At 68.4% G+C, this 17,358-nt stretch carries 16 protein-coding genes; 9 read left to right on the top strand and 7 right to left on the bottom strand.

The window, feature by feature from the left end; genetic code table 11:
- Nucleotides 1-140: 140 nt before the first annotated feature.
- Nucleotides 141-2,009 (top strand): ABC transporter ATP-binding protein/permease, encoded by a 1,869-nt coding sequence (locus tag AC6LKD_RS03150; protein ID WP_498115046.1) that lies wholly within the window; start codon nucleotides 141-143, stop codon nucleotides 2,007-2,009.
- A 25-nt stretch (nucleotides 2,010-2,034) separates the two neighbouring features.
- Here AC6LKD_RS03150 and AC6LKD_RS03145 read toward each other — a convergent pair whose 3' ends face one another.
- Nucleotides 2,035-2,838 carry an aspartate dehydrogenase gene (locus AC6LKD_RS03145; protein WP_013394913.1) on the bottom strand — a complete coding sequence of 268 codons (804 nt, stop codon included), beginning with the start codon at nucleotides 2,836-2,838 and terminating at the stop codon, nucleotides 2,035-2,037.
- A gap of 175 nt (nucleotides 2,839-3,013) precedes the next feature.
- Between AC6LKD_RS03145 and AC6LKD_RS03140 the strand changes: the two genes are divergently transcribed.
- Nucleotides 3,014-3,511 (top strand): GNAT family N-acetyltransferase, encoded by a 498-nt coding sequence (locus AC6LKD_RS03140; RefSeq protein WP_498115044.1) that lies wholly within the window; start codon nucleotides 3,014-3,016, stop codon nucleotides 3,509-3,511.
- A 48-nt stretch (nucleotides 3,512-3,559) separates the two neighbouring features.
- On the opposite strand, the gene AC6LKD_RS03135 is transcribed toward AC6LKD_RS03140, so the two are convergent.
- Both AC6LKD_RS03135 and AC6LKD_RS03130 read right to left on the bottom strand, forming a co-directional pair.
- Nucleotides 3,560-4,948 (bottom strand): amidohydrolase, encoded by a 1,389-nt coding sequence (locus AC6LKD_RS03135; protein ID WP_013394911.1) that lies wholly within the window; start codon nucleotides 4,946-4,948, stop codon nucleotides 3,560-3,562.
- A 144-nt stretch (nucleotides 4,949-5,092) separates the two neighbouring features.
- The gene (locus tag AC6LKD_RS03130) at nucleotides 5,093-6,586 is read right to left on the bottom strand and encodes an MFS transporter (RefSeq protein ID WP_498115042.1); all 1,494 of its coding nucleotides are present in this window, start codon (nucleotides 6,584-6,586) and stop codon (nucleotides 5,093-5,095) included.
- Nucleotides 6,587-6,729: 143 nt separating this feature from the next.
- Here AC6LKD_RS03130 and AC6LKD_RS03125 point away from each other — a divergent pair, with 143 nt between their 5' ends.
- Complete coding sequence (locus AC6LKD_RS03125) at nucleotides 6,730-7,359, top strand: TetR/AcrR family transcriptional regulator (RefSeq protein ID WP_498115041.1); 630 nt, start codon at nucleotides 6,730-6,732, stop codon at nucleotides 7,357-7,359.
- Nucleotides 7,360-7,382: 23 nt separating this feature from the next.
- Here the strand turns inward: AC6LKD_RS03125 and AC6LKD_RS03120 are convergent, their stop codons facing one another.
- From AC6LKD_RS03120 to AC6LKD_RS03105, 4 genes are all read right to left on the bottom strand, one after another.
- The gene (locus tag AC6LKD_RS03120) at nucleotides 7,383-8,333 is read right to left on the bottom strand and encodes a Bug family tripartite tricarboxylate transporter substrate binding protein (protein ID WP_013394908.1); all 951 of its coding nucleotides are present in this window, start codon (nucleotides 8,331-8,333) and stop codon (nucleotides 7,383-7,385) included.
- A gap of 73 nt (nucleotides 8,334-8,406) precedes the next feature.
- Nucleotides 8,407-9,675, bottom strand: coding sequence for a carboxylesterase family protein (locus tag AC6LKD_RS03115; RefSeq protein WP_498115040.1), 1,269 nt, complete (start codon nucleotides 9,673-9,675; stop codon nucleotides 8,407-8,409).
- A 148-nt stretch (nucleotides 9,676-9,823) separates the two neighbouring features.
- On the bottom strand, nucleotides 9,824-10,774 hold the full coding sequence (locus AC6LKD_RS03110) for an adenosine deaminase (RefSeq protein WP_498115038.1): 951 nt from the start codon (nucleotides 10,772-10,774) through the stop codon (nucleotides 9,824-9,826).
- Between the two features lie 60 nt (nucleotides 10,775-10,834).
- On the bottom strand, nucleotides 10,835-11,770 hold the full coding sequence (locus AC6LKD_RS03105; protein ID WP_498115036.1) for a LysR family transcriptional regulator: 936 nt from the start codon (nucleotides 11,768-11,770) through the stop codon (nucleotides 10,835-10,837).
- Between the two features lie 204 nt (nucleotides 11,771-11,974).
- Between AC6LKD_RS03105 and AC6LKD_RS03100 the strand changes: the two genes are divergently transcribed.
- The 6 genes from AC6LKD_RS03100 to AC6LKD_RS03075 all read left to right on the top strand — a co-directional run bounded on the left by AC6LKD_RS03100 (nucleotide 11,975) and on the right by AC6LKD_RS03075 (nucleotide 17,355).
- Nucleotides 11,975-12,667 (top strand): hypothetical protein, encoded by a 693-nt coding sequence (locus tag AC6LKD_RS03100; protein WP_498115034.1) that lies wholly within the window; start codon nucleotides 11,975-11,977, stop codon nucleotides 12,665-12,667.
- A 54-nt stretch (nucleotides 12,668-12,721) separates the two neighbouring features.
- Nucleotides 12,722-14,104 (top strand): MATE family efflux transporter, encoded by a 1,383-nt coding sequence (locus tag AC6LKD_RS03095; protein ID WP_498115033.1) that lies wholly within the window; start codon nucleotides 12,722-12,724, stop codon nucleotides 14,102-14,104.
- Between the two features lie 135 nt (nucleotides 14,105-14,239).
- Nucleotides 14,240-15,889 (top strand): lytic murein transglycosylase, encoded by a 1,650-nt coding sequence (locus tag AC6LKD_RS03090; protein ID WP_498115032.1) that lies wholly within the window; start codon nucleotides 14,240-14,242, stop codon nucleotides 15,887-15,889.
- Entirely contained in the window at nucleotides 15,886-16,488 is a 603-nt protein-coding gene (locus tag AC6LKD_RS03085; protein ID WP_498115030.1) for a class I SAM-dependent methyltransferase, read from the top strand. Before AC6LKD_RS03090 ends, AC6LKD_RS03085 begins: the two co-directional genes overlap by 4 nt.
- 76 nt (nucleotides 16,489-16,564) lie before the next feature.
- Complete coding sequence (locus tag AC6LKD_RS03080; RefSeq protein ID WP_498115029.1) at nucleotides 16,565-17,173, top strand: GNAT family N-acetyltransferase; 609 nt, start codon at nucleotides 16,565-16,567, stop codon at nucleotides 17,171-17,173.
- On the top strand, nucleotides 17,170-17,355 hold the full coding sequence (locus AC6LKD_RS03075) for an oxidoreductase-like domain-containing protein (RefSeq protein WP_013394899.1): 186 nt from the start codon (nucleotides 17,170-17,172) through the stop codon (nucleotides 17,353-17,355). The genes AC6LKD_RS03080 and AC6LKD_RS03075 overlap by 4 nt, the downstream gene beginning before the upstream one ends.
- The last annotated feature ends 3 nt before the right edge of the window (nucleotides 17,356-17,358 follow it).

Below are 17,358 nucleotides of genomic sequence, written 5' to 3'. Positions count from 1 at the left end.
CGCGAGGCAGGCGCTTGCTGTCAGATCGCTTTCGCTCACCCTGCCAGAACGCTTAAGCCAGGCTTAAAACGGCCTATGCGCCGGAACTCGATGCGCGCGTCTCGTCTAACCAGAAACGCGTATCGGAGGGCAATCGACTCATGGACCTGAACTGGCAGCAGCAACTGGCGGAAAGCGGGCTCTGGCTGGCGCATGCGTTTGGCATATCGGCCGTCGTGCTGGTGCTGGTGGTGGGCATGCTCGCGCGCTACACGGATTGGGGACGCAAGTTCTGGCGGCTGGCGTGGCCGTATCTGAACCCTCGGCGCAGCTGGCGTCCCTTGTTGATGCTGGCGCTGCTGTTGTTCCTGGCGATGTTCGCCGTGCGCATGACTGTGCTGTTTTCGTTCTGGTACAACGGCTTCTACAGCGCGCTGCAGGCATTGGATCAAAGCGCGTTCTGGCATTTCCTGGGCATATTCTCGGTGCTGGCCTGTGTGCACGTGGTGCGCACGCTGGCCGACAGCTATGCCGGACAGGCCTTCGATATTCGCTGGCGCGTGTGGCTCAACGATCGCCTGACCCGCGACTGGCTGGGCGCGGGCGCCTACTACCGCGGCCATTTCGTCGACGCTCCGGTCGACAACCCCGACCAGCGCATCGAGCAGGACATCGCCATGTTCGTGACGGGCTCGCGCACGCTGGCGATCGGCGCGCTGAGCGCGGTGGTCTCGCTGGTGGCGTTCACTTCCATCCTCTGGGGCCTGTCCGGCGCCTTGACCGTGGCCGGCGTGGAGATCCCGCGCGCCATGGTGTTCATGGTGTACCTGTATGTGATCGTGGCGACCTTGTTCGCGTTCAAGATCGGGCGGCCGCTGATCAAGCTGAACTTCCTGTCCGAACGGCTGACGGCGAACTTCCGCTACGCGCTGGTCCGCCTGCGCGAGAACGCCGAGAATGTGGCGTTCTATCAAGGCGAGAACGTGGAGCGCGCGACCTTGTGGACGCGTTTCTCGGCCTATATCGCCAACCTGTGGGCGCGTGTGTACCGGGGGCTGAAGTTCGACGGCTTCAACCTGTCGGTGAGCCAGGTCGCGGTGGTGTTCCCCTTCATCCTGCAGGCGCCGCGCTTCTTCAGCGGCGCGATCAAGCTGGGCGATGTCATCCAGACTTCGCAGGCCTTCGGACAAGTGCAGGATTCCCTGTCCTTCTTCCGGACTTCCTACGACACCTTTGCGCAGTACCGCGCCACGCTGGACCGGCTGAACGGCTTTCTGGACGCCAACGAGGCCGCGCGCGCGCTGCCCTCAGTGCAGACCGAGCCCTTGCCCGACGGCTTGGACATCGCGGCCGTGCAGGTGGCGCGGCCCGACGGCACGGTCCTGCTGCGCGATCTGAACCTGAGTTTGCGGCCGGGCCAGGCCCTGCTGATCAAGGGGCCGTCGGGTAGCGGCAAGACCACCTTGCTGCGTGCGCTGGCCGGTCTCTGGCCGTACGCGCAGGGTTTGGTGCGGCGGCCGCAGGGCGCCTCCGCCTTGTTCCTGTCGCAGCGTCCCTATCTGCCCCTGGGCGACCTGCGTGGCGCGGTCGCATATCCGGGGCTGGCGCAACCCGAGGACGATGCGCGCCTGGCCGAAGCGCTGCGGCAGGTCAATCTGGGGCATCTGGCCGGCCGGCTGGATGAGGTGGCCGATTGGTCCCGCATCCTGTCCATAGGCGAGCAGCAGCGCGTGGCGTTCGCGCGCGTGCTGTACAACCGGCCCACCATCGTCTTCCTGGACGAGGCCACGTCGGCCACCGATGAAGGGCTGGAGCATGCGTTGTATAGCCTGCTGCGCGAGGAGCTGCCATCCTGCATGCTGGTCAGTGTGGGGCATCGCAGCACGCTCGACGCCTTCCACACGGACAGGCTGGATCTGGATGGCGCGGGGAACTGGCGGGTCGGGCCGATGGCCGCGGCGGGCGGCTCCGCGCAGCGTCGCCAGCCCGCGGATGGCCGGTCCGGCGGGCTGCAGCGGGCGGCGGCCTAGTCTGCGCCCAGCCGCCCGGCAGCGATCAGGTGCCCACGCGCAGCGGACCGGTCAGCTTGCGCAGCGCGGCGATCACGCTTTGCGCAGTGATGCGGCCGGTCTTGGGGTTGGCCGACGGAATGTTCTGGATTTCCATCGAGAACGAGGCCGAGTCGGACACGACTTCGACGCGGTGGAGATTGCGTTCCAGCGAGGGATCGGCCCAGATTTCCAGGGTGGTCTTGTCCGGGCCGATGCCGGCCAGCGACACGCTGACCGCCACGTTCAGGTTGGCCGGAAAGCCCACCGCCGCTTCTCGCGGCGAGCCGCGGAAGATCAGGCGCGGCTCGGTGATGTCCGCGATGTCGATGTTGTTGTCGGTCAGGTAGGGCGCGCCCAGCAGGCCGCGCACCGGCTTGCGGGTGATCATGGTGACGGAATGGATGACGCCTTCGGCCGCGGCGGTAATGGCGTCCAGGCCCAGGATGGCGCCCGAGGGCACCAGGATCTGGCCGTGGTGCTGGCGGGCGAGTTCGATCAGGTCGTCATGGCGCAGCAAGGCGCCGGAACTGAGCACCACCATCTTCTTGCCGGCGCGCAGCACGGGCTCGGCGATGTCGCGGAACACCGCGGCGGGCGCGCATTCCACCACCACGTCACAGTGCTCGTGCAGCGCGCCGATGGTGGTGTAGGCGGGCGCGGCCTGAGTCCAGGCAAAGGCCGGCGGGGCCTTGGGATCGCGCACCGCCACGGCGGCGAGCGTCAGGCCGGGCAGGCCGGCATCCAGGGATTGCGCCACGGCTTGGCCGATGGCGCCGAAGCCGGCGATGCCGACGCGGTAGCTGTTCATAAGGGTCCAGAGTAGGGCCGCGGCGCGCCGCGGGCGGTTCGGAAGGGGCTGGGCGACTTTGCGATGACGCGGCGCCGGGCTGTCGGCCACTGTAGCCACCGTGCCGGCAGGCGTCAATGCGGAATGGCGACCATGCCCGGCTACACTTTGCGCCTGGATCGACAGGAGTACAGGCATGCATATCCTCCCCGAAGCGCCGGGCGACCGCGACGCGATCTTCGCGCTGACGCAAGCCGCGTTCAAAGACCATCCCCACAGCCAGCAGACCGAGGGCTACATCACCAACGCGCTGCGCGAGGCGGGGGCATTGACGCTGTCGCTGGTGGCTCGGGTGGATGGACGCGTCGCAGGCCACGTCGCCTTCTCTCCGGTGACGGTCAGCGATGGCTCGGCGGACTGGTATGGCCTGGGACCGGTGGCGGTGCTGCCCGAACTGCAAGGCCAGGGCATCGGCGCGGCCTTGGTCCGAGACGGCCTGGAGCGCTTGAAAGCGCTGGGCGCCGCCGGCTGCGTGGTCATGGGGGATCCGGCGTACTACGGGCGATTCGGCTTTGCGCAGATGCCTGGCTTGAGCTATCCCGGCGTGCCGCCGGAGTACTTCATGGCCCAGGTGTACACGCGCCCGGCGCAAGGCCAGGTCGCGTATCACCCGGGTTTCGAAGCAACGGCCTAGCCGGCGCGGGCGGCGGCGGGCTTGCTTCAAGCGCGCCAGGCGCGCGGATCAACTGCCTTTCTGCGCCTGCGTCATATAGTCCACGGTCAGGTTCGACAGCGCGCGCACGCCGTTGATGAGGCCGGACTCATCAACATAGAAGCGCGGCGAATGATTCGGCGCGGCCTTCTCGACGTCGGTGCCCTTGGGCGTTACGCCCAGGTAGAAGAACATGCCCGGCACCTTCTCCTGGTAGAAGGAGAAGTCCTCCGATGCGGTGGATTTGGGCTGCAGGCCGTAGTTGCCTTCACCCGCCACGCGCCGCAGCGTGGGACCCATCTGCTCGGTCAGCGCGGGATTGTTGACGGTGGCGTTGTACAACTCCACCACGCGCACGTCCGCCTTGGCGCCCGCGCTCTGCGCGATCATGTCGGCGGTGCGCGCGATGCGCTGGTGGATGTCCTTCTTCATGCCTTCGTCATAGGTGCGGATGGTGCCTGTCATGGCGACGTTGTCCGGCACGATGTTCATGCGGTTGCCGCCGTGGATCGCGCCCACGGTGATGACGGCCGGCTCCAGCATGCTGTTGATCTGGCGGCTGGGGATGGTCTGCAGGCCCAGGATGATCTGCGAGCTGACCACGATCGGGTCGATGCCAGACCAGGGGCGCGCGCCATGGGTTTGCTTGCCGGTGACGTCGATCCAGAACTGGTCGGCGGCGGCCATGGCGGGGCCGCTGCGCCACGATAGTTTGCCCACGGGATACGAACTGGACACGTGCAGGCCGAAGATGGCGTCCACTTTGGGATTTTCCAGCACGCCTTCCTGCACCATCATCTTCGCGCCCCAGATCTTCTTGCCGTCCGGCTCGAAGTCGGCGGGGCTTTCCTCGGCGGGCTGGAAGATGAACTTCACGCTGCCGGGGAGCTGGTCCTTCATGCCGGCCAGCACTTCGGCCGTGGCCATCAGGATGGCGGTGTGGGTGTCGTGGCCGCAGGCATGCATCACGTCCACTTCCTTGCCCAGATAGGTACCCTTGGCCTTGGAGGCGAAGGGCAGGTCCACCTGTTCCTTGACGGGCAGCGCGTCCATGTCGGCGCGCAGCGCGACCACCGGGCCGGGCTTGCCGCCCTTGAGCACGGCGACCACGCCGGTGCCGGCCACGCCCGTCTTCACTTCCATGCCCAGCGCGCGCAGGTGGTCGGCGACCAGCTTGGCGGTGCGGTTTTCCTGGTTGCCCAGTTCGGGGTGTTCATGGATGTCGCGGCGCCAGGCGATGAGCTTGTCCTCGATGGCCTTGGCGCGCTGATCGATCTGCGCGGCGAGCGCGGGATTGGGCGCCGGAACCAGCGGTCCTTGGGTGCCGGGCGCGCTTTGCGCGGCGGCCGGGCCGGACATCAGCAGGTGCGCGGCGAGCGCCAGCGGGGCCAGGCGGAACAGGGGCTTGCGGTAAGGCATGTTTTGCTCTCCTCGTGGTTGTTAACCTGTTATTGGACGAGGATCTTACCGAAGCGCAAGAAGGCGGGCGCGTTTGTTACCAACGCTTAAAAACAGGCCGTTTTGATTCCGGCGAATGGAATTCCGCGCGTCGGAATCCGGGGTTCATGCGGTGCGTAGAACGTTCTTCGCGCCGCGCGCGAGGAACAGCAGCAACAGCGCCGCCAGCAGCGATGCCGTGCCTGCGAAAAGCATGGCGGCATGGAAGCCGCCGGCCAGTGCGTCGGCGGCCAATTCCGCTGAGTTGGCGGGTTGCGCCGGCAGCTCATGCAAGGTGATGGCGGCACGCGCCAGGGCCTGCGCGTCGGCTGCGCCCAGCCGCGACAGCGAACCGGTCAGCGCTTCGATGGCGCGCCCGCTCATCAGCGCGCCCAACAGCGCGATGCCTATCGTCATGCCGGTCTGGCGCAGCGCGTTCATGGTGGCCGAGGCCATGCCGGAGCGTTCGCGCGGCACCGTGGCCATCACGGCCATGCTGGTCGAGGGAACCGCCAGGCCGGTGCCCAGGCCCAGCAGCACCAGCAGGGCGCCGGACACGGCATACGGCGTGTGGGCCTCGAAGCTGGTCATGCCCAGCATGGCCAGGCCGATGAACGCAAAGCCGGCGATCATCAGGCGCGGCAGGCCGAAGCGCAGATTGAGGCGGCCGAATACCAGCGACACCAGCCCGGCCGCGGCAAACTGCGGCGCCAGTTGCCAGCCGGTGGCCAGCGGCGACAGCCCCCGTACGTGTTGCAGGTAGAGCGAGAAGAAGAACAGGCTGCTGTAGGCGGAAAAGCCCAGCACGAAAGACGCGAGGTTGGTGATGGCGAAGCCGGCGTCGCGGAACAGCCCCAGCGGCAGGATGGGCCGCGCGGCGCGGTGCTCGATCCACAGGAAGGCGAGCAGCCCGGCGGCCGCGATGGCGAGCGCAACGGTGGCTTGCGGCGCGGCCCAGCCGTGTTCGCCGGCAGCGATCAGGCCATAGGTCAGCGCGCCCAGCCACAGCACGCTGAGCGCTTGGCCCGCGGGGTCGAAGGCGGCGTGTTCGGGATGGGCGCTTTCCGTGATGCTCCAGGCGCCCAGCGCGATGGCCAGCGCTCCCACCGGCAGGTTGATGAGAAAGATGCTCTGCCAGTTGAAGTGGGCCACCAGCACGCCGCCCAGCATGGGGCCCACGATGAGCGAAATCGCATTGCAGGAAGCCCAGATGCCGATGGCCTGGGCGCGTTCCTTGGGATCGGGGAAGGCCTGGGTCAAGAGCGATAGCGCGCCCGGCACCAGCAGGGCGCCGGCCACGCCCTGCACGGCGCGGCCGATCAGCAGCGCCGTCAGGTTGTCCGCCAGGCCGCACAGGGCTGATCCCGCAGTGAACAGCAGCACGCCCGCCAGCCAGGAACGCTTGCGGCCGTAGCGGTCGCCCAAGGGGCCGGCGGACAGCATGAAGGCCGACAGGAACAGGGCGTAGGCGTCCACCACCCATTGCAGCCCGGCCATGTCGATGCGCAGGGCCGCCTGCATGGTGGGCAGGGCCACGTTGACGATGCTGATGTCCAGGATGGTGATGAAGCTGCCCAGGTTGACGGCTAGGACCAGGGCGCGGCGGCGTGCGGGATGCATGGCGGGACGCAGAGTAGAGGAAGCGTTATTCTATTCATCGACCGACCGTCGGTCAATGGAAAGAAGAACGATTCTCAAATTTTGGCCCTGTCCCCGCGCCTCCTCTACACTGGCGCCTTGCTACTGAACCGACCCTGAACGATATGCCTGCTCCCGCCGACCCGTCTGCCTTGCCAGGCCCGGACGCCGCTCCCAAACCCCGCACCAAACCGGCCGCCGTGCGGCTGGACGAGCTGATGGCGGCCGCGGAAGCGCTTTTCATCCAGAAGGGCGTCGAGGCTGCCACCATCAACGAGATCGTGGAGCGCGCGGGCGTAGCCAAGGGCACGTTCTATCACTACTTCACGTCCAAGAACGACATGCTGGCGGCGCTGCGGGCCAAGTTCTCGCAGGGGTTCCTGGACCATATCGACCGCGAGGTGCACGCCTGTGCGCCGGACGACGGCGTGGCGCGGTTGCGCGCCTGGACCCGGGCGGGTGTCGAGGCCTACTTCGACGGCTATGAGCTGCATGACGTGGTGTTCCACGACGCCCAGCATCCCGACCGCGGCGTGGCCGAGAAAAGCGCCGTGCTGGAACAGCTGGAAGCCATTCTGGAGGCGGGCGCGCGCGCCGGCTGCTGGCAGCTGGAAGATGCGGCGCTGACCGCCATCGTGCTCTACCACGGCATGCATGGCGCGGTGGACGCCAGTATTGCGCAGGGCCGGCGCGACGCGCAGGCGTTGTCCGACCCCTTGTCGGCGATGTTCCTGCGCACGCTGGGCGCGGGCTGAGGCCCGCCCCTCCGTGATCGCCGCTATTGCAGCTTGATGCCCAATTCCTTGATCAGCGGCCCCATGTCGGCGCGGTCGGCCTCGATGGTCGCGGCCAGTTCCTGTGGCGTGCTGCCGATCGGGATCATGCCCAGGGTTTCCATCTGCGCGCGCATCGCGGGTTCCTTCAGAATGTCCGCCACCGATTTCTGGATCAGCGCGACCCGGTCGTCCGGAATGCCGGCGGGCGCCATCAACCCGATCCACGGTTGCGGCGCATAGCCCTTCAGCCCTGATTCCTCCAGCGTGGGCGTGTCGGGCAGGCCGCCGAAGCGTTGCGGGCTGGTGATCGCCAGGGCGCGCAGCCGGCCGCTGTCGATCAGGCCCTTGGAACTCGAAGGCGCGTCCAGGCCGACGTCGAGCTGGCCGCCGATCAGGTCGTTCTGCGTCTTGCCCGACGAGGACGAGGGCACGTACAGGGCCTTGATGCCGGCGCGCCGCGCCGTCTGTTCCCAGACCAGGTGGAACGCCGTGCCGATGGAGAACGAACCGACGCTCAGGTTGCGCGCCTTGCTTTCGCGCACGAAGTCTTCCCAGGTCTTGAGCGGACTGTCCTTGGGCACGATGAAAATGAAGGGTGTGCGCGCGACCAGCGAGATCGGCTTGAGGTCCTTCTGCGTGTCGAACGGCAGGCTGTCCACGGCGAAAGGCACGATGGTGACGGACGAGGCGACCACCATGCCCAGCGTGTAGCCGTCCGGCGCGGACTTGACCAGCGCGCCGGTGCTGATGATGCCGGAGGCGCCGGGCTTGTTCTCCACTACCACCGGCTGGCCCCAGGCGGCGCCGAGCTTGCTGGCCAGCACGCGCAGCATGACGTCGACAGGACCGCCAGGCGGATTGGAGACGATGATCTTGACGGGTTTGTCGGGATAGGCGGCCGTGGCCGCCAGCGGCGTCAGCAGCGCTAGCGCCAGCACGGTTTGCTTGAACATGGAATTCCCCTTGTTTTGATGTGTTTGAAGCGCGGGCCGAGTGCGCCCGCGCTGATGCGCGTGCGGTCCGCGCTCAGGCCAGGATCTGCATATGCGGAGCCGCCGGCCAGCCGGGGCCGTCGCCGCGGATGAAGGCGATCCATGCCTGCTGCGTGGCCTGGGCCAGTTGCCGCGCCTGCGCAGGCGGCAGTCCGGCAAGCATGGGCGCGCCGGCGTATGCCGGCAGCGTGTCGAAGACGAAGGGCAGCTCGATGCAATGGCAGGCGCCGAAGTTCGCCGTGGGCGCCACGTCAAAGCGCGCCAGCCAGGCCTGGCGGCCCTGGGCAGCGGCGTCGCGCGCCCACTGGCGCGATGGCGCGCCGAATACCTCGTCGCCCAGTTCCTGGTCGGACGCATCCCTGCCATTGCCGGGAAAGGCGGCCATTTCGTCGCGGGTATAGCAGACCAGCACGTCGGCGCGGGACGCGGCCTGCTCGAGCGCGGGCGCGATGTCTTGCGGCAGCACCTGGCCGTCCAGCACCGGGGCGAACTGGCTGCGGCTGCTGCCCTCGGCGCGCAGTACTTCGGCCACGGCGGGCGCCTGCTGCGCCGCCAGCAATGCCGTCACGGGCAGTTCGCGCGCGGCCTCCAGGGAGTCGGCGCCCGCGGCCCGCAGGAAGGCTTGCCCCAGCGCGTCGGCTTGCTTCGCGCTGCGAAAGCCCCGGCCCAGCGCCGCGCTTTGCAGTATGGCGCGGGAGAAGCGCGGCTTGCGCGCCAGCATGGCGCAGATCGAGGACGCGCCCGCCGATTGGCCCATGACCGTAAGCCGTTCGGGATCGCCGCCCAGGTCCTGGATGTTGTCCAGCACCCAGGCTATGGCGGCTTCCTGATCCAGCAGGCCCGCGTTGGCAGTCTGGCCAGGCACATACAGCCAGCCCAGCGCGGCCAGCCGGTAGTTGACCGCGACCACCACCAGGTCGCCGCGCAGCGCCAGATTCGCGCCGTCGTACCAGTCCAGCGCGCCGCCGCCGCTTTGCCAGGCGCCGCCGTGCAGCCACACGACCACCGGCCGCCGTTTGCCGTCGGCGGCCGGCGTCCACACGGTCAGGTGCAGGCAGTCTTCGGATTGTTCGGCGTTGAAGTCTCCCATGGCGCCGCGCAGGCGCGAGGGCAATTGCGGCGCGACCGGTCCCGGTCGGGTGGCGTCGAGTTTGCCGTTCCATGCGGCGGGTTGCGGCGGCGCGAAGCGCAGGCGGCCGATTGGCGCCTGCGCATAGGGAATGGCGCTGTAGCGGCAAACGCCGCCTTGCTGCACGCCGGTCAGCGTGCCTGCCTGCAGCGCCGCCTCTACCAACTGACTCATATCCTGCCCCTTGTGTATTGGTCCATGGCCCGGCCGCGGCAGGCGCCGCGGCGGTCGGACTATGGTAGGGAGGAATGAGCCGCGCCAGGCATGCAGGTTTCGAACATTGCCATGCGCAATCCGCATGGCTGGGCTGGGGGCGCGTTTGCTACTTGAGGATGCGCGCGTCCAGGCTGTTGTCCGCCAGGGCCTGGGCCTGGGCGCGTGACATGCCCAGATGGTCGTACAGCGCGTGGAAGTTCTCGTTGACGTAGCCGCCGAAATACGCGGGATCGTCGGAGTTGACGGTGACCTTTACGCCCGCGTCCAGCAGCGACAGGATGTTGTGCTCGCGCATGTGTTCGAACACGCGCAGCCGGGTGTTGGACAGCGGACAGACGGTCAGCGGGATCTGCTCGTCGATCAGGCGCGCGATCAGCGCCGGGTCTTCGGCGGCGCGCACGCCGTGGTCGATGCGCAGCACCCTCAGCAGGTCCAGCGCTTCCCAGATGTATTCGGGCGGCCCTTCCTCGCCCGCGTGGGCGACGCCGGGCAATCCTTCGGCGCGGGCGCGCTCGAACACGCGCTGGAACAGGCGCGGCGGAAAGCCCATTTCACTGCTGTCCAGGCCGACCGCGATGAAGGCGTCGCGGTGGGGCAGGGCGGCTTCCAGCGTGCGCATGGCCTGCTCTTCGGGCAGGTGGCGCAGAAAGCTCAGGATCAGTCCGCTGCTCACGCCCAGTTGCTTGCGGCCGTCTGCCAGCGCCTGGCTTATGCCGCCCAGCACCACTTCGAAGGGCACGCCACGGTCGGTGTGGGTCTGCGGATCGAAGAACGGTTCGGTGTGCACCACGTTCTGCTCGCGGCACTTGAGCAGATAGGCCCAGGTCAGGTCGTAGAAATCCTGCTCGGTGCGCAGCACGTCCGCGCCGCGGTAATAGAGGTCCAGGAATTCCTGGAGATTGCCGTAGTCGTAGGCCGCGCGCAGGGACTCGATGTCCGGCCACGGCAGCGCCACGCCGTTGCGCTGCGCCAGCCGGAACAGCAGCTCGGGTTCGAGCGAACCTTCCAGGTGCAGGTGCAGTTCCGCCTTGGGCAGTGCGTTGAGCCAGTCGTACATGGGTGCTCCGATCAAGAAAAGTGTTGCCTGTCCAGGATAACGCGCAATGCGCTTGCAGGCTCAGGCCGTGAGCGCGATGGCGTCGGCCTGGATGGCGAGCTGGAGTTGGGCGGCGAAGGCGCGCGCCTGTCGCGTGCTGGGGCGGTCGCGGCGCCAGATGGCTGCCAGCGGCGACTTGCGCAGGACAGGCCTGTCCGGCAGGACCACCAGTTCGCCGCGCGCCTGCCGGATGGCGGCCACGCTGCCGGGCAGCATCCAAAGGTACAGGCCGTCCAGCAGCATTTCGCGGCCGAATTCCAGCGACAGGGCGCCGATCATATCCGGAATCTCCAGGCCGGCCTGGCGCAGCGACATTTCCAGTTCGCCGCGGATGCGGCTGCCGGGCAGGGCGGTGATCCAGGGGTAGGCCACGTAATCGGCCAGCGTGGCGCCGGGCAGCAGGGCCAAGGGGTGATGCGTGGCGCAGGCTAGCACCACCGAATCTTCCAGCAGCGTGGTGGAGCGGTAGATCTGCGGATTGACGGTCGACGAGAAGCGGCTGATCAGCACGTCCAGCGCGCCCGCGTCCAGGTCTTCGATCAGCCGTTCATGCGTGCCGATCTCGATAGTGAGCGTGATGCGCGGATAGGTCTGGCGGTAGGCGCGCGCGGCCTCGGCCACCGGCCAGCCCGCGAACATCGAAAAACAGCCTACCGTCAGGCTGCCCTCGTCGCCGCGCGAGACCGCGGCGAGGTCGATTTCGGCCTTGCGGAAATCGGTGAGCAGCAGGCGGGCGTGGCGGCACATGGTCTCGCCCAGCGGCGTGCAGGTGGTGCCCTTGGCGGTGCGCTCGAACAGCCGCGCGCCGACCAGCTCCTCGATTTCGGCGATGGCGCGCGACAGGCCGGACTGCGTGCTGTGCAACTGGGCGGCTGCCTTGGACAGGTTGCCCAATTCGGCGACGGTCAGCACGATTTCCAGGTGCCGGATGCGGAGCTTGCCTCGGAACGGTGTCATGGCGCGGGTCGGGAGGGAGATGCCGATTATTCTCCCGCGCTGCGCGCTTGGCAACGCCGGCCGGGATTCGGCCGGCGGGGATTCGGCCGGCCAGGATTCGGATATAGTTCGCGCCAGACCGATCATCGCAGGCGCGGCGCGGGTCGCGCGGCCGGCAGAAGAATAGGGACAGCCATGAATGCAGCGGTATGCGGAGCGCGGGGGATGGGCAGGCTCGCCCTGTTGGCGCTGGCCGCGCTGATGCTGAGCGGCTGCGGCGCTTCCAAGGTCGACGGCGTGGCCGTGACCTGGCCGCCCTTCCGGGACGGCACGCTTGCGTCCTTGCCTGCCGATGCGGCGCAATGCCCCGATCTGGCCGCCACTTACCGGGCGCAAGGCGAGTTCGTCTCGGGCGATCGCGAGGCCGGCGCGTTGCTGGACCTGCGCAATTTCCTGAGGTACCCGCTGGACCTGCCGGGCATGGACGACAATCCGTTGCCGGAATGGCGCTCCGGACCCGAGGCCACGGTGGCCTTCACGGCCGCCGCGGACGGATGGCAGGTGCTGGCGCTGGACGGACAGGGCGCGCGCTCGTCCGGCCATCTGGCGCAGCTGAATGGCGCGCAGGATCCCGCCGCCTTGCCTGGCGCGGCCCGGCCTAGCGCGGCCCGGCCGTCCCGGCCTGACGGCATCCGGCGTGTCAGCGGCTGCAGCCAGGGCCGGCTGTGGGTCAGCGTGCGGCATGACTGGCGCCAGTACGAGTCCATGGGCGTGCGGCGCCACGTGGCGCTGTTGCGGCCCGAGAGGGGCGGCCTGCTGCTGACGGTACAGCGGGAGTCCGACAGCATCGGCCTCTTGCCCTGGTATTCGAACGAGGGCAGCGTGTACCAGTACTGGTTCGCGCCCGTGGGGCGCTGAACGCGCGACCTTCCTGTTTCCCGCGGCCTGGGCCGCAGTTGATCTGATTGCCTCATGAGTTCCGCAAATCCTTCCGCCGCCGCCGACCCGCGCGCCCGCTTCATTTCCGGGCCGATGGGCCCGCATGTGCTGGAAATGGTCCTGACCGGCTGGGCCAGCATGCTTGCCGTGTTCGCGGTGGAGTTCCTGTCGCTGCTATACCTGGGCACGCTCAAGGACGAGGCGGTGCTGGGCGCGGTGGGCTTCGGATCGATGACGCAGTTCACCATCATCTCGATCTGCATCGGAGTGGCCGTGGGCGGCACGGCCCTGGTGTCGCGCGCGCTGGGGGCGGGGGATGCGCCGCGCGCCCGGGCGTTGGGCGGCGCTTCGCTGGTCTTGATGACCGTGGCCGCGCTCGTGTCCGGCGCGTTGTTCCTGGCCGTGATCGGCCCCTACACGGCGGCCATCGACCTGGCAGAGGACGTGCGCGCGCATCTGCTGTCCTACGTGCTCATCACGACCCCGTTCGCGGTCGTGATGGGCGTGGGCATGATGCTGTCCAACCTGCTGCGCGCCGCAGGCCATGGCCGCCAGTCCATGTGGGTGCTGTTGGCGGGGACGGCGACGGTCGCGGCGCTGGACCCGCTGGTCATCTTCGTGCTGGACGGCGGCATGGTGGGAGTGGCCTGGGCCGGCGGCATGGGCCGCCTGGTCACGGTGGCGCTCGGCGCCTGGCTGGTCTTCCGCAAGCACCGACTGGTTGCCTGGCCCACAGGCGCCGCGTTGCGCGCGCACCTGGGCGCGATAGGGCGGATCGCCTTGCCGGCCGCGCTGACCACGCTGGCCACGCCCGCGGCGGTCATCTTCACCCTGTCCACCTATGCGGGCTTCGGCTCCAGCGTGATGGCGGGCGCGACGGTGGTGGACCGGGTGCTGCAACTGGCTTATGCGCTGTTCTTCGTGTTGCCGGGTGCCATCGGGCCTATTCTTGGACAGAACCTGGGCGCCGGGCAATGGGACCGCGTACAGGAGACGGCGCGCCTGACTACGCGCTGGTCCTTGATGTACGGATTTGGCGTGGCCGTTGTGCTGGCCCTGTTGGCGCCCTGGATGCCCGACCTGTTCCAGGTGACCGGGCCGGGGCGCGACCTGATCGTCTTCTTCTGCCGCTACGGCAGTTTCGCCTGGGCGCTCAACAGCCTGTATTTCGTTGCCATCGCGGTGTTCAACAACCTGGGCTATGCCACGTACTCCACCGTCATCGGCTGGCTGCGCGCCACCGTGGGCACCTTGCCCTTCGTCTGGCTGGGCGCCCATTACGGCGGCCCGGAAGGCGTGCTGGCGGGGCAGACGGCGGGCTTCGCCTTGTTCAGCCTGATCGCGATGCTGCTGTGCCGGCGCGTGCTGCGCGCGCCGCCCGCGAACAGCGCGGTGGGCGTGAGGCAAGCCGCCTAGGGACGGCGCGAAGCTGCTTTCAGGCTGGCTTGGCTTGTGCGCGCGGCCCTGCAAGCGGATTGGTCTTGCGATGCGTTCGATTTTGACGGCCGGTCGCGGTACGATCCCGGCTGACTTCGATTTTTCAGGATAGCCATGCGTCAGCGTTCCGTACGCCTTCGAATCGACTCCTTCTCCCGCGTGCTGCTGGCCGCGGCTTTTACCGCCGCTGCTGCTGGCGCCGCGCAGGCGCAGGGGCCCGCTTCCGCCACCGGTTCGCGCGCCCAGCCCGCAGTGCCGGTCCAGACCCTGCCTGCCCTGACGCCCAAACGCAGCTTCGATGATGCGTCCGCGCCTGCCAGCAATGCGCCGGCGGCTTCGGTTGACGACCGGGCCGGCCAGGCGCTGCCTCCCAGGTCGGCCGCGCCTGCGCCGGCAACCTTGCCTGCGCCCGCAACCTTGCCCGCGCCCACGGCGGCCCCGGCAGCGGCTGCTCCGGCGGCGACCGCCCCTCCCGCCGCCACCGCTGCGCCGGCTGCTACCGCCGCTCCGGCAGCGCCGGCCGCCACCGCCGCGCCCGCTCCCACGGTCATCATTCCGACCGAACTCGACACCAAGGCTTGCATCGCCAAGCTGCGCAAGGGCGCCACGGCCAACGGCCTGACCGTGGCGGACTGGGACAAGTACACCGCCAACGCCAAGCTGCTGCCCACCACGGTCGCATCCGCCAAGGGCCAGCCCGAAGGGCGCGAAGCCTGGTGGGATTACATCGCCAAGACCGTGGACGAAGAGCGCGTGCGCGACGGCCTCGCGGTGCTTGCCAAATACGGTCCGCAGTTGTCGGCCATCAGCCAGCAGTACCAGGTCGACCCGGCGACGCTGGTCGCCATCTTCGGCATCGAAACCAACTACGGCCGCCAGGTCGGCAAGACCAATGTGCTGGACGCCTGGCTGACGCGCGCCTGCACCGAGAACAAGCAGTTGTGGGAAAAGAACGCCTACGCCTCGGTGCGCCTGCTGCGTGATGGCGTGGTGCCGGCGGATAATTTCATCGGCTCCTGGAGCGGCGCCTTCGGCATGACGCAGTTCATCCCGACCTCGTTCTATGAACTGGCCGCCGACGGCGACGGCAACGGCAAGATCGACCTGTACAACTCGCTGCCCGACGCGTTGGCTTCCACCGCCAACCACCTGCGCAAGCGCCGCGCCAAGTGGACCCACAATCTGCCGGCCGTGATTGAAGTGCGCGTGCCGGCCGAGCTGGCCGCCGCCATCCCGGCCTCGCCCGACGCGGAATACGTGGGCTCGCAGGACCGCCGCACGATTGCCCAGTGGGCCCAGGCCGGCCTGAAGCAGGGCAACGGCTCGGCGCTGAAGCTGCCCTCGGGCAACGAAGAGCAGGCCTATCTGTTCGCGCCCACCGGCTCCGCCGGCCCGGTGTTCCTGGCCACCGTGAACTTCGACGCCATCCTGCATTACAACCAGTCGCGCCGCTATGGCCTGGCGGTGTCGATGCTGCTCAACCGCCTGCAAGGCGGTCCGGATCTGGTCGCGGCCTGGCCCACGGACGATCCGGGGCTGTCGCGCGCGCAGATCAAGGAACTGCAGGAGATGCTCTATGGCCTGGGCCATGACGTAGGCGTGGCCGATGGCATCCCGGGCAGCAAGACCCGCGATGCCGTGCGCGAAGAACAGGTCAAGCGCAAGCTGCCCGAGGACGGCCGCGTGGGCAAGCGCATCTACGATGCGATCAAGGCCACTTGGCCGCCCGCGGCGATCCAGGCCCGCCCGGCGGCCCAGCAATGACAGGAGCTTCCGGCACGCAGGGCTATGGCGAAAACGCCGCAGCCCTGGCAGACCAGTACGAGAGCATTGCGTTCGCGGACGTGCACCGCGACGTGGCGCACCTGATCCCCTCGGCGCCGTCGCGCATCGCCGACATAGGCGCGGGGTCAGGGCGCGACGCCGCCGCGCTGGCGCGGATGGGCCATGCGGTGGTTGCGGCCGAACCCACGCCCGAACTCCGCCAGGAGGGTCAGCGCCGTCACGCGCTGCCCAACCTGGAGTGGGTCGACGACGCTCTGCCGGACCTGGCCGTGCTGCGCGGGCAGGGCCGGTTGTTCGACGTGATCATGCTGACGGCCGTTTGGATGCACCTGGACACCGACGAACGCCGCCAGGGCATGCAGGCGCTGGCCGCGCTGCTGGCGCCGCAGGGCCAGATCCTGATGTCGCTGCGGCACGGTCCGGTGCCGCAAGGACGCCGCATGTTCGACGTGTCCGCGCAGGAAACGATCGCGCTGGCAGCCGGCCACGGCCTGTCTTCGCACCATCTCAGTTCACGCGAAGACATGCTGGACCGCGCCGACGTGCGCTGGAGTTTCCTGGGCCTGCGCCGCGACTGAAGCCGAAACCCGGTCCGGCCTCGGTCCGCGGGATTCGTCCATTGGACGATGGGCCGGCGGGCCGGCCGCCGGTATCATGTCCGGCATCCTGTTCCTTCCGCCCGCCATGCCTGCCGCGCTACTCCCCGATACCTTCCAGACCGCCAGGCTGCATGCCCTGCGCATGGATGACACGCATATTTCCTTCATTGCCGCCATGCATGCGGACGAGCGCCTCATGGCGACCATGGGCGGCACCCGGACGGAGTCGGCCAGCCGCCGCTATCTATTGCAGAACGTCGAGCATTGGGCTGAGCAAGGCTTCGGGATGTATGTGCTGACTGACCGCGCCAGCGGCCTGCTGGCGGGGCGGGCAGGCCTGAAGCGTACCCAGTCGCGGGGCCGCGACGAGGTCGAGGTGGCCTATGCTTTCCTGCCCGCGAGCTGGGGCAAGGGATACGCCACGGAAATCGCCCAGGCGCTGCTGTCGCTGGGGTTCAAGCGACTGTCGGTGGACGCGCTGGCCGCCGTGGCGTTGGAAGAGAACGCCGCGTCCTGCCGGGTGCTGGAAAAATGCGGCATGCGCCAGATCGGCGGCGCGGGCGCGGGCGGCGCCGGCAAGCGCCACTACGAAATCCGCCGCGCCGAATGGCCGATGCCGGCCGCGGACGCTGCTTCCGGCATCGGCGCTAAGATTCGGGTATGAGCACCAAGCAGATCCCCGTCGACGACCCGCAGCCCGTTCCACCCGAAGCGCCCGCGCCCGAAGAGTGTTGCAACAGCGGCTGCATACCCTGCGTCTATGACACCTATAACGAAGCCATGGACGACTACCGGGAAGCGCTGAAAGCCTGGCGGGCCAGGCATCCGGAGCAATCCAAGGGCTAGGCG

This window comes from Achromobacter sp. D7-1, from assembly GCF_059760445.1.
The sequence above is the reverse complement of the archived record's forward strand: the minus strand, read 5'-3'. Positions and strand labels throughout refer to the sequence as shown.

What these genes read in the sequence shown, in the direction of transcription:
- AC6LKD_RS03150 (WP_498115046.1), top strand. Translation starts at nt 141, where the DNA reads ATGGACCTGAACTGGCAGCAGCAACTGGCGGAAAGCGGGCTCTGGCTG.
- AC6LKD_RS03145 (WP_013394913.1), bottom strand. Translation starts at nt 2,838, where the DNA reads ATGAACAGCTACCGCGTCGGCATCGCCGGCTTCGGCGCCATCGGCCAA.
- AC6LKD_RS03140 (WP_498115044.1), top strand. Translation starts at nt 3,014, where the DNA reads ATGCATATCCTCCCCGAAGCGCCGGGCGACCGCGACGCGATCTTCGCG.
- AC6LKD_RS03135 (WP_013394911.1), bottom strand. Translation starts at nt 4,948, where the DNA reads ATGCCTTACCGCAAGCCCCTGTTCCGCCTGGCCCCGCTGGCGCTCGCC.
- AC6LKD_RS03130 (WP_498115042.1), bottom strand. Translation starts at nt 6,586, where the DNA reads ATGCATCCCGCACGCCGCCGCGCCCTGGTCCTAGCCGTCAACCTGGGC.
- AC6LKD_RS03125 (WP_498115041.1), top strand. Translation starts at nt 6,730, where the DNA reads ATGCCTGCTCCCGCCGACCCGTCTGCCTTGCCAGGCCCGGACGCCGCT.
- AC6LKD_RS03120 (WP_013394908.1), bottom strand. Translation starts at nt 8,333, where the DNA reads ATGTTCAAGCAAACCGTGCTGGCGCTAGCGCTGCTGACGCCGCTGGCG.
- AC6LKD_RS03115 (WP_498115040.1), bottom strand. Translation starts at nt 9,675, where the DNA reads ATGAGTCAGTTGGTAGAGGCGGCGCTGCAGGCAGGCACGCTGACCGGC.
- AC6LKD_RS03110 (WP_498115038.1), bottom strand. Translation starts at nt 10,774, where the DNA reads ATGTACGACTGGCTCAACGCACTGCCCAAGGCGGAACTGCACCTGCAC.
- AC6LKD_RS03105 (WP_498115036.1), bottom strand. Translation starts at nt 11,770, where the DNA reads ATGACACCGTTCCGAGGCAAGCTCCGCATCCGGCACCTGGAAATCGTG.
- AC6LKD_RS03100 (WP_498115034.1), top strand. Translation starts at nt 11,975, where the DNA reads ATGGGCAGGCTCGCCCTGTTGGCGCTGGCCGCGCTGATGCTGAGCGGC.
- AC6LKD_RS03095 (WP_498115033.1), top strand. Translation starts at nt 12,722, where the DNA reads ATGAGTTCCGCAAATCCTTCCGCCGCCGCCGACCCGCGCGCCCGCTTC.
- AC6LKD_RS03090 (WP_498115032.1), top strand. Translation starts at nt 14,240, where the DNA reads ATGCGTCAGCGTTCCGTACGCCTTCGAATCGACTCCTTCTCCCGCGTG.
- AC6LKD_RS03085 (WP_498115030.1), top strand. Translation starts at nt 15,886, where the DNA reads ATGACAGGAGCTTCCGGCACGCAGGGCTATGGCGAAAACGCCGCAGCC.
- AC6LKD_RS03080 (WP_498115029.1), top strand. Translation starts at nt 16,565, where the DNA reads ATGTCCGGCATCCTGTTCCTTCCGCCCGCCATGCCTGCCGCGCTACTC.
- AC6LKD_RS03075 (WP_013394899.1), top strand. Translation starts at nt 17,170, where the DNA reads ATGAGCACCAAGCAGATCCCCGTCGACGACCCGCAGCCCGTTCCACCC.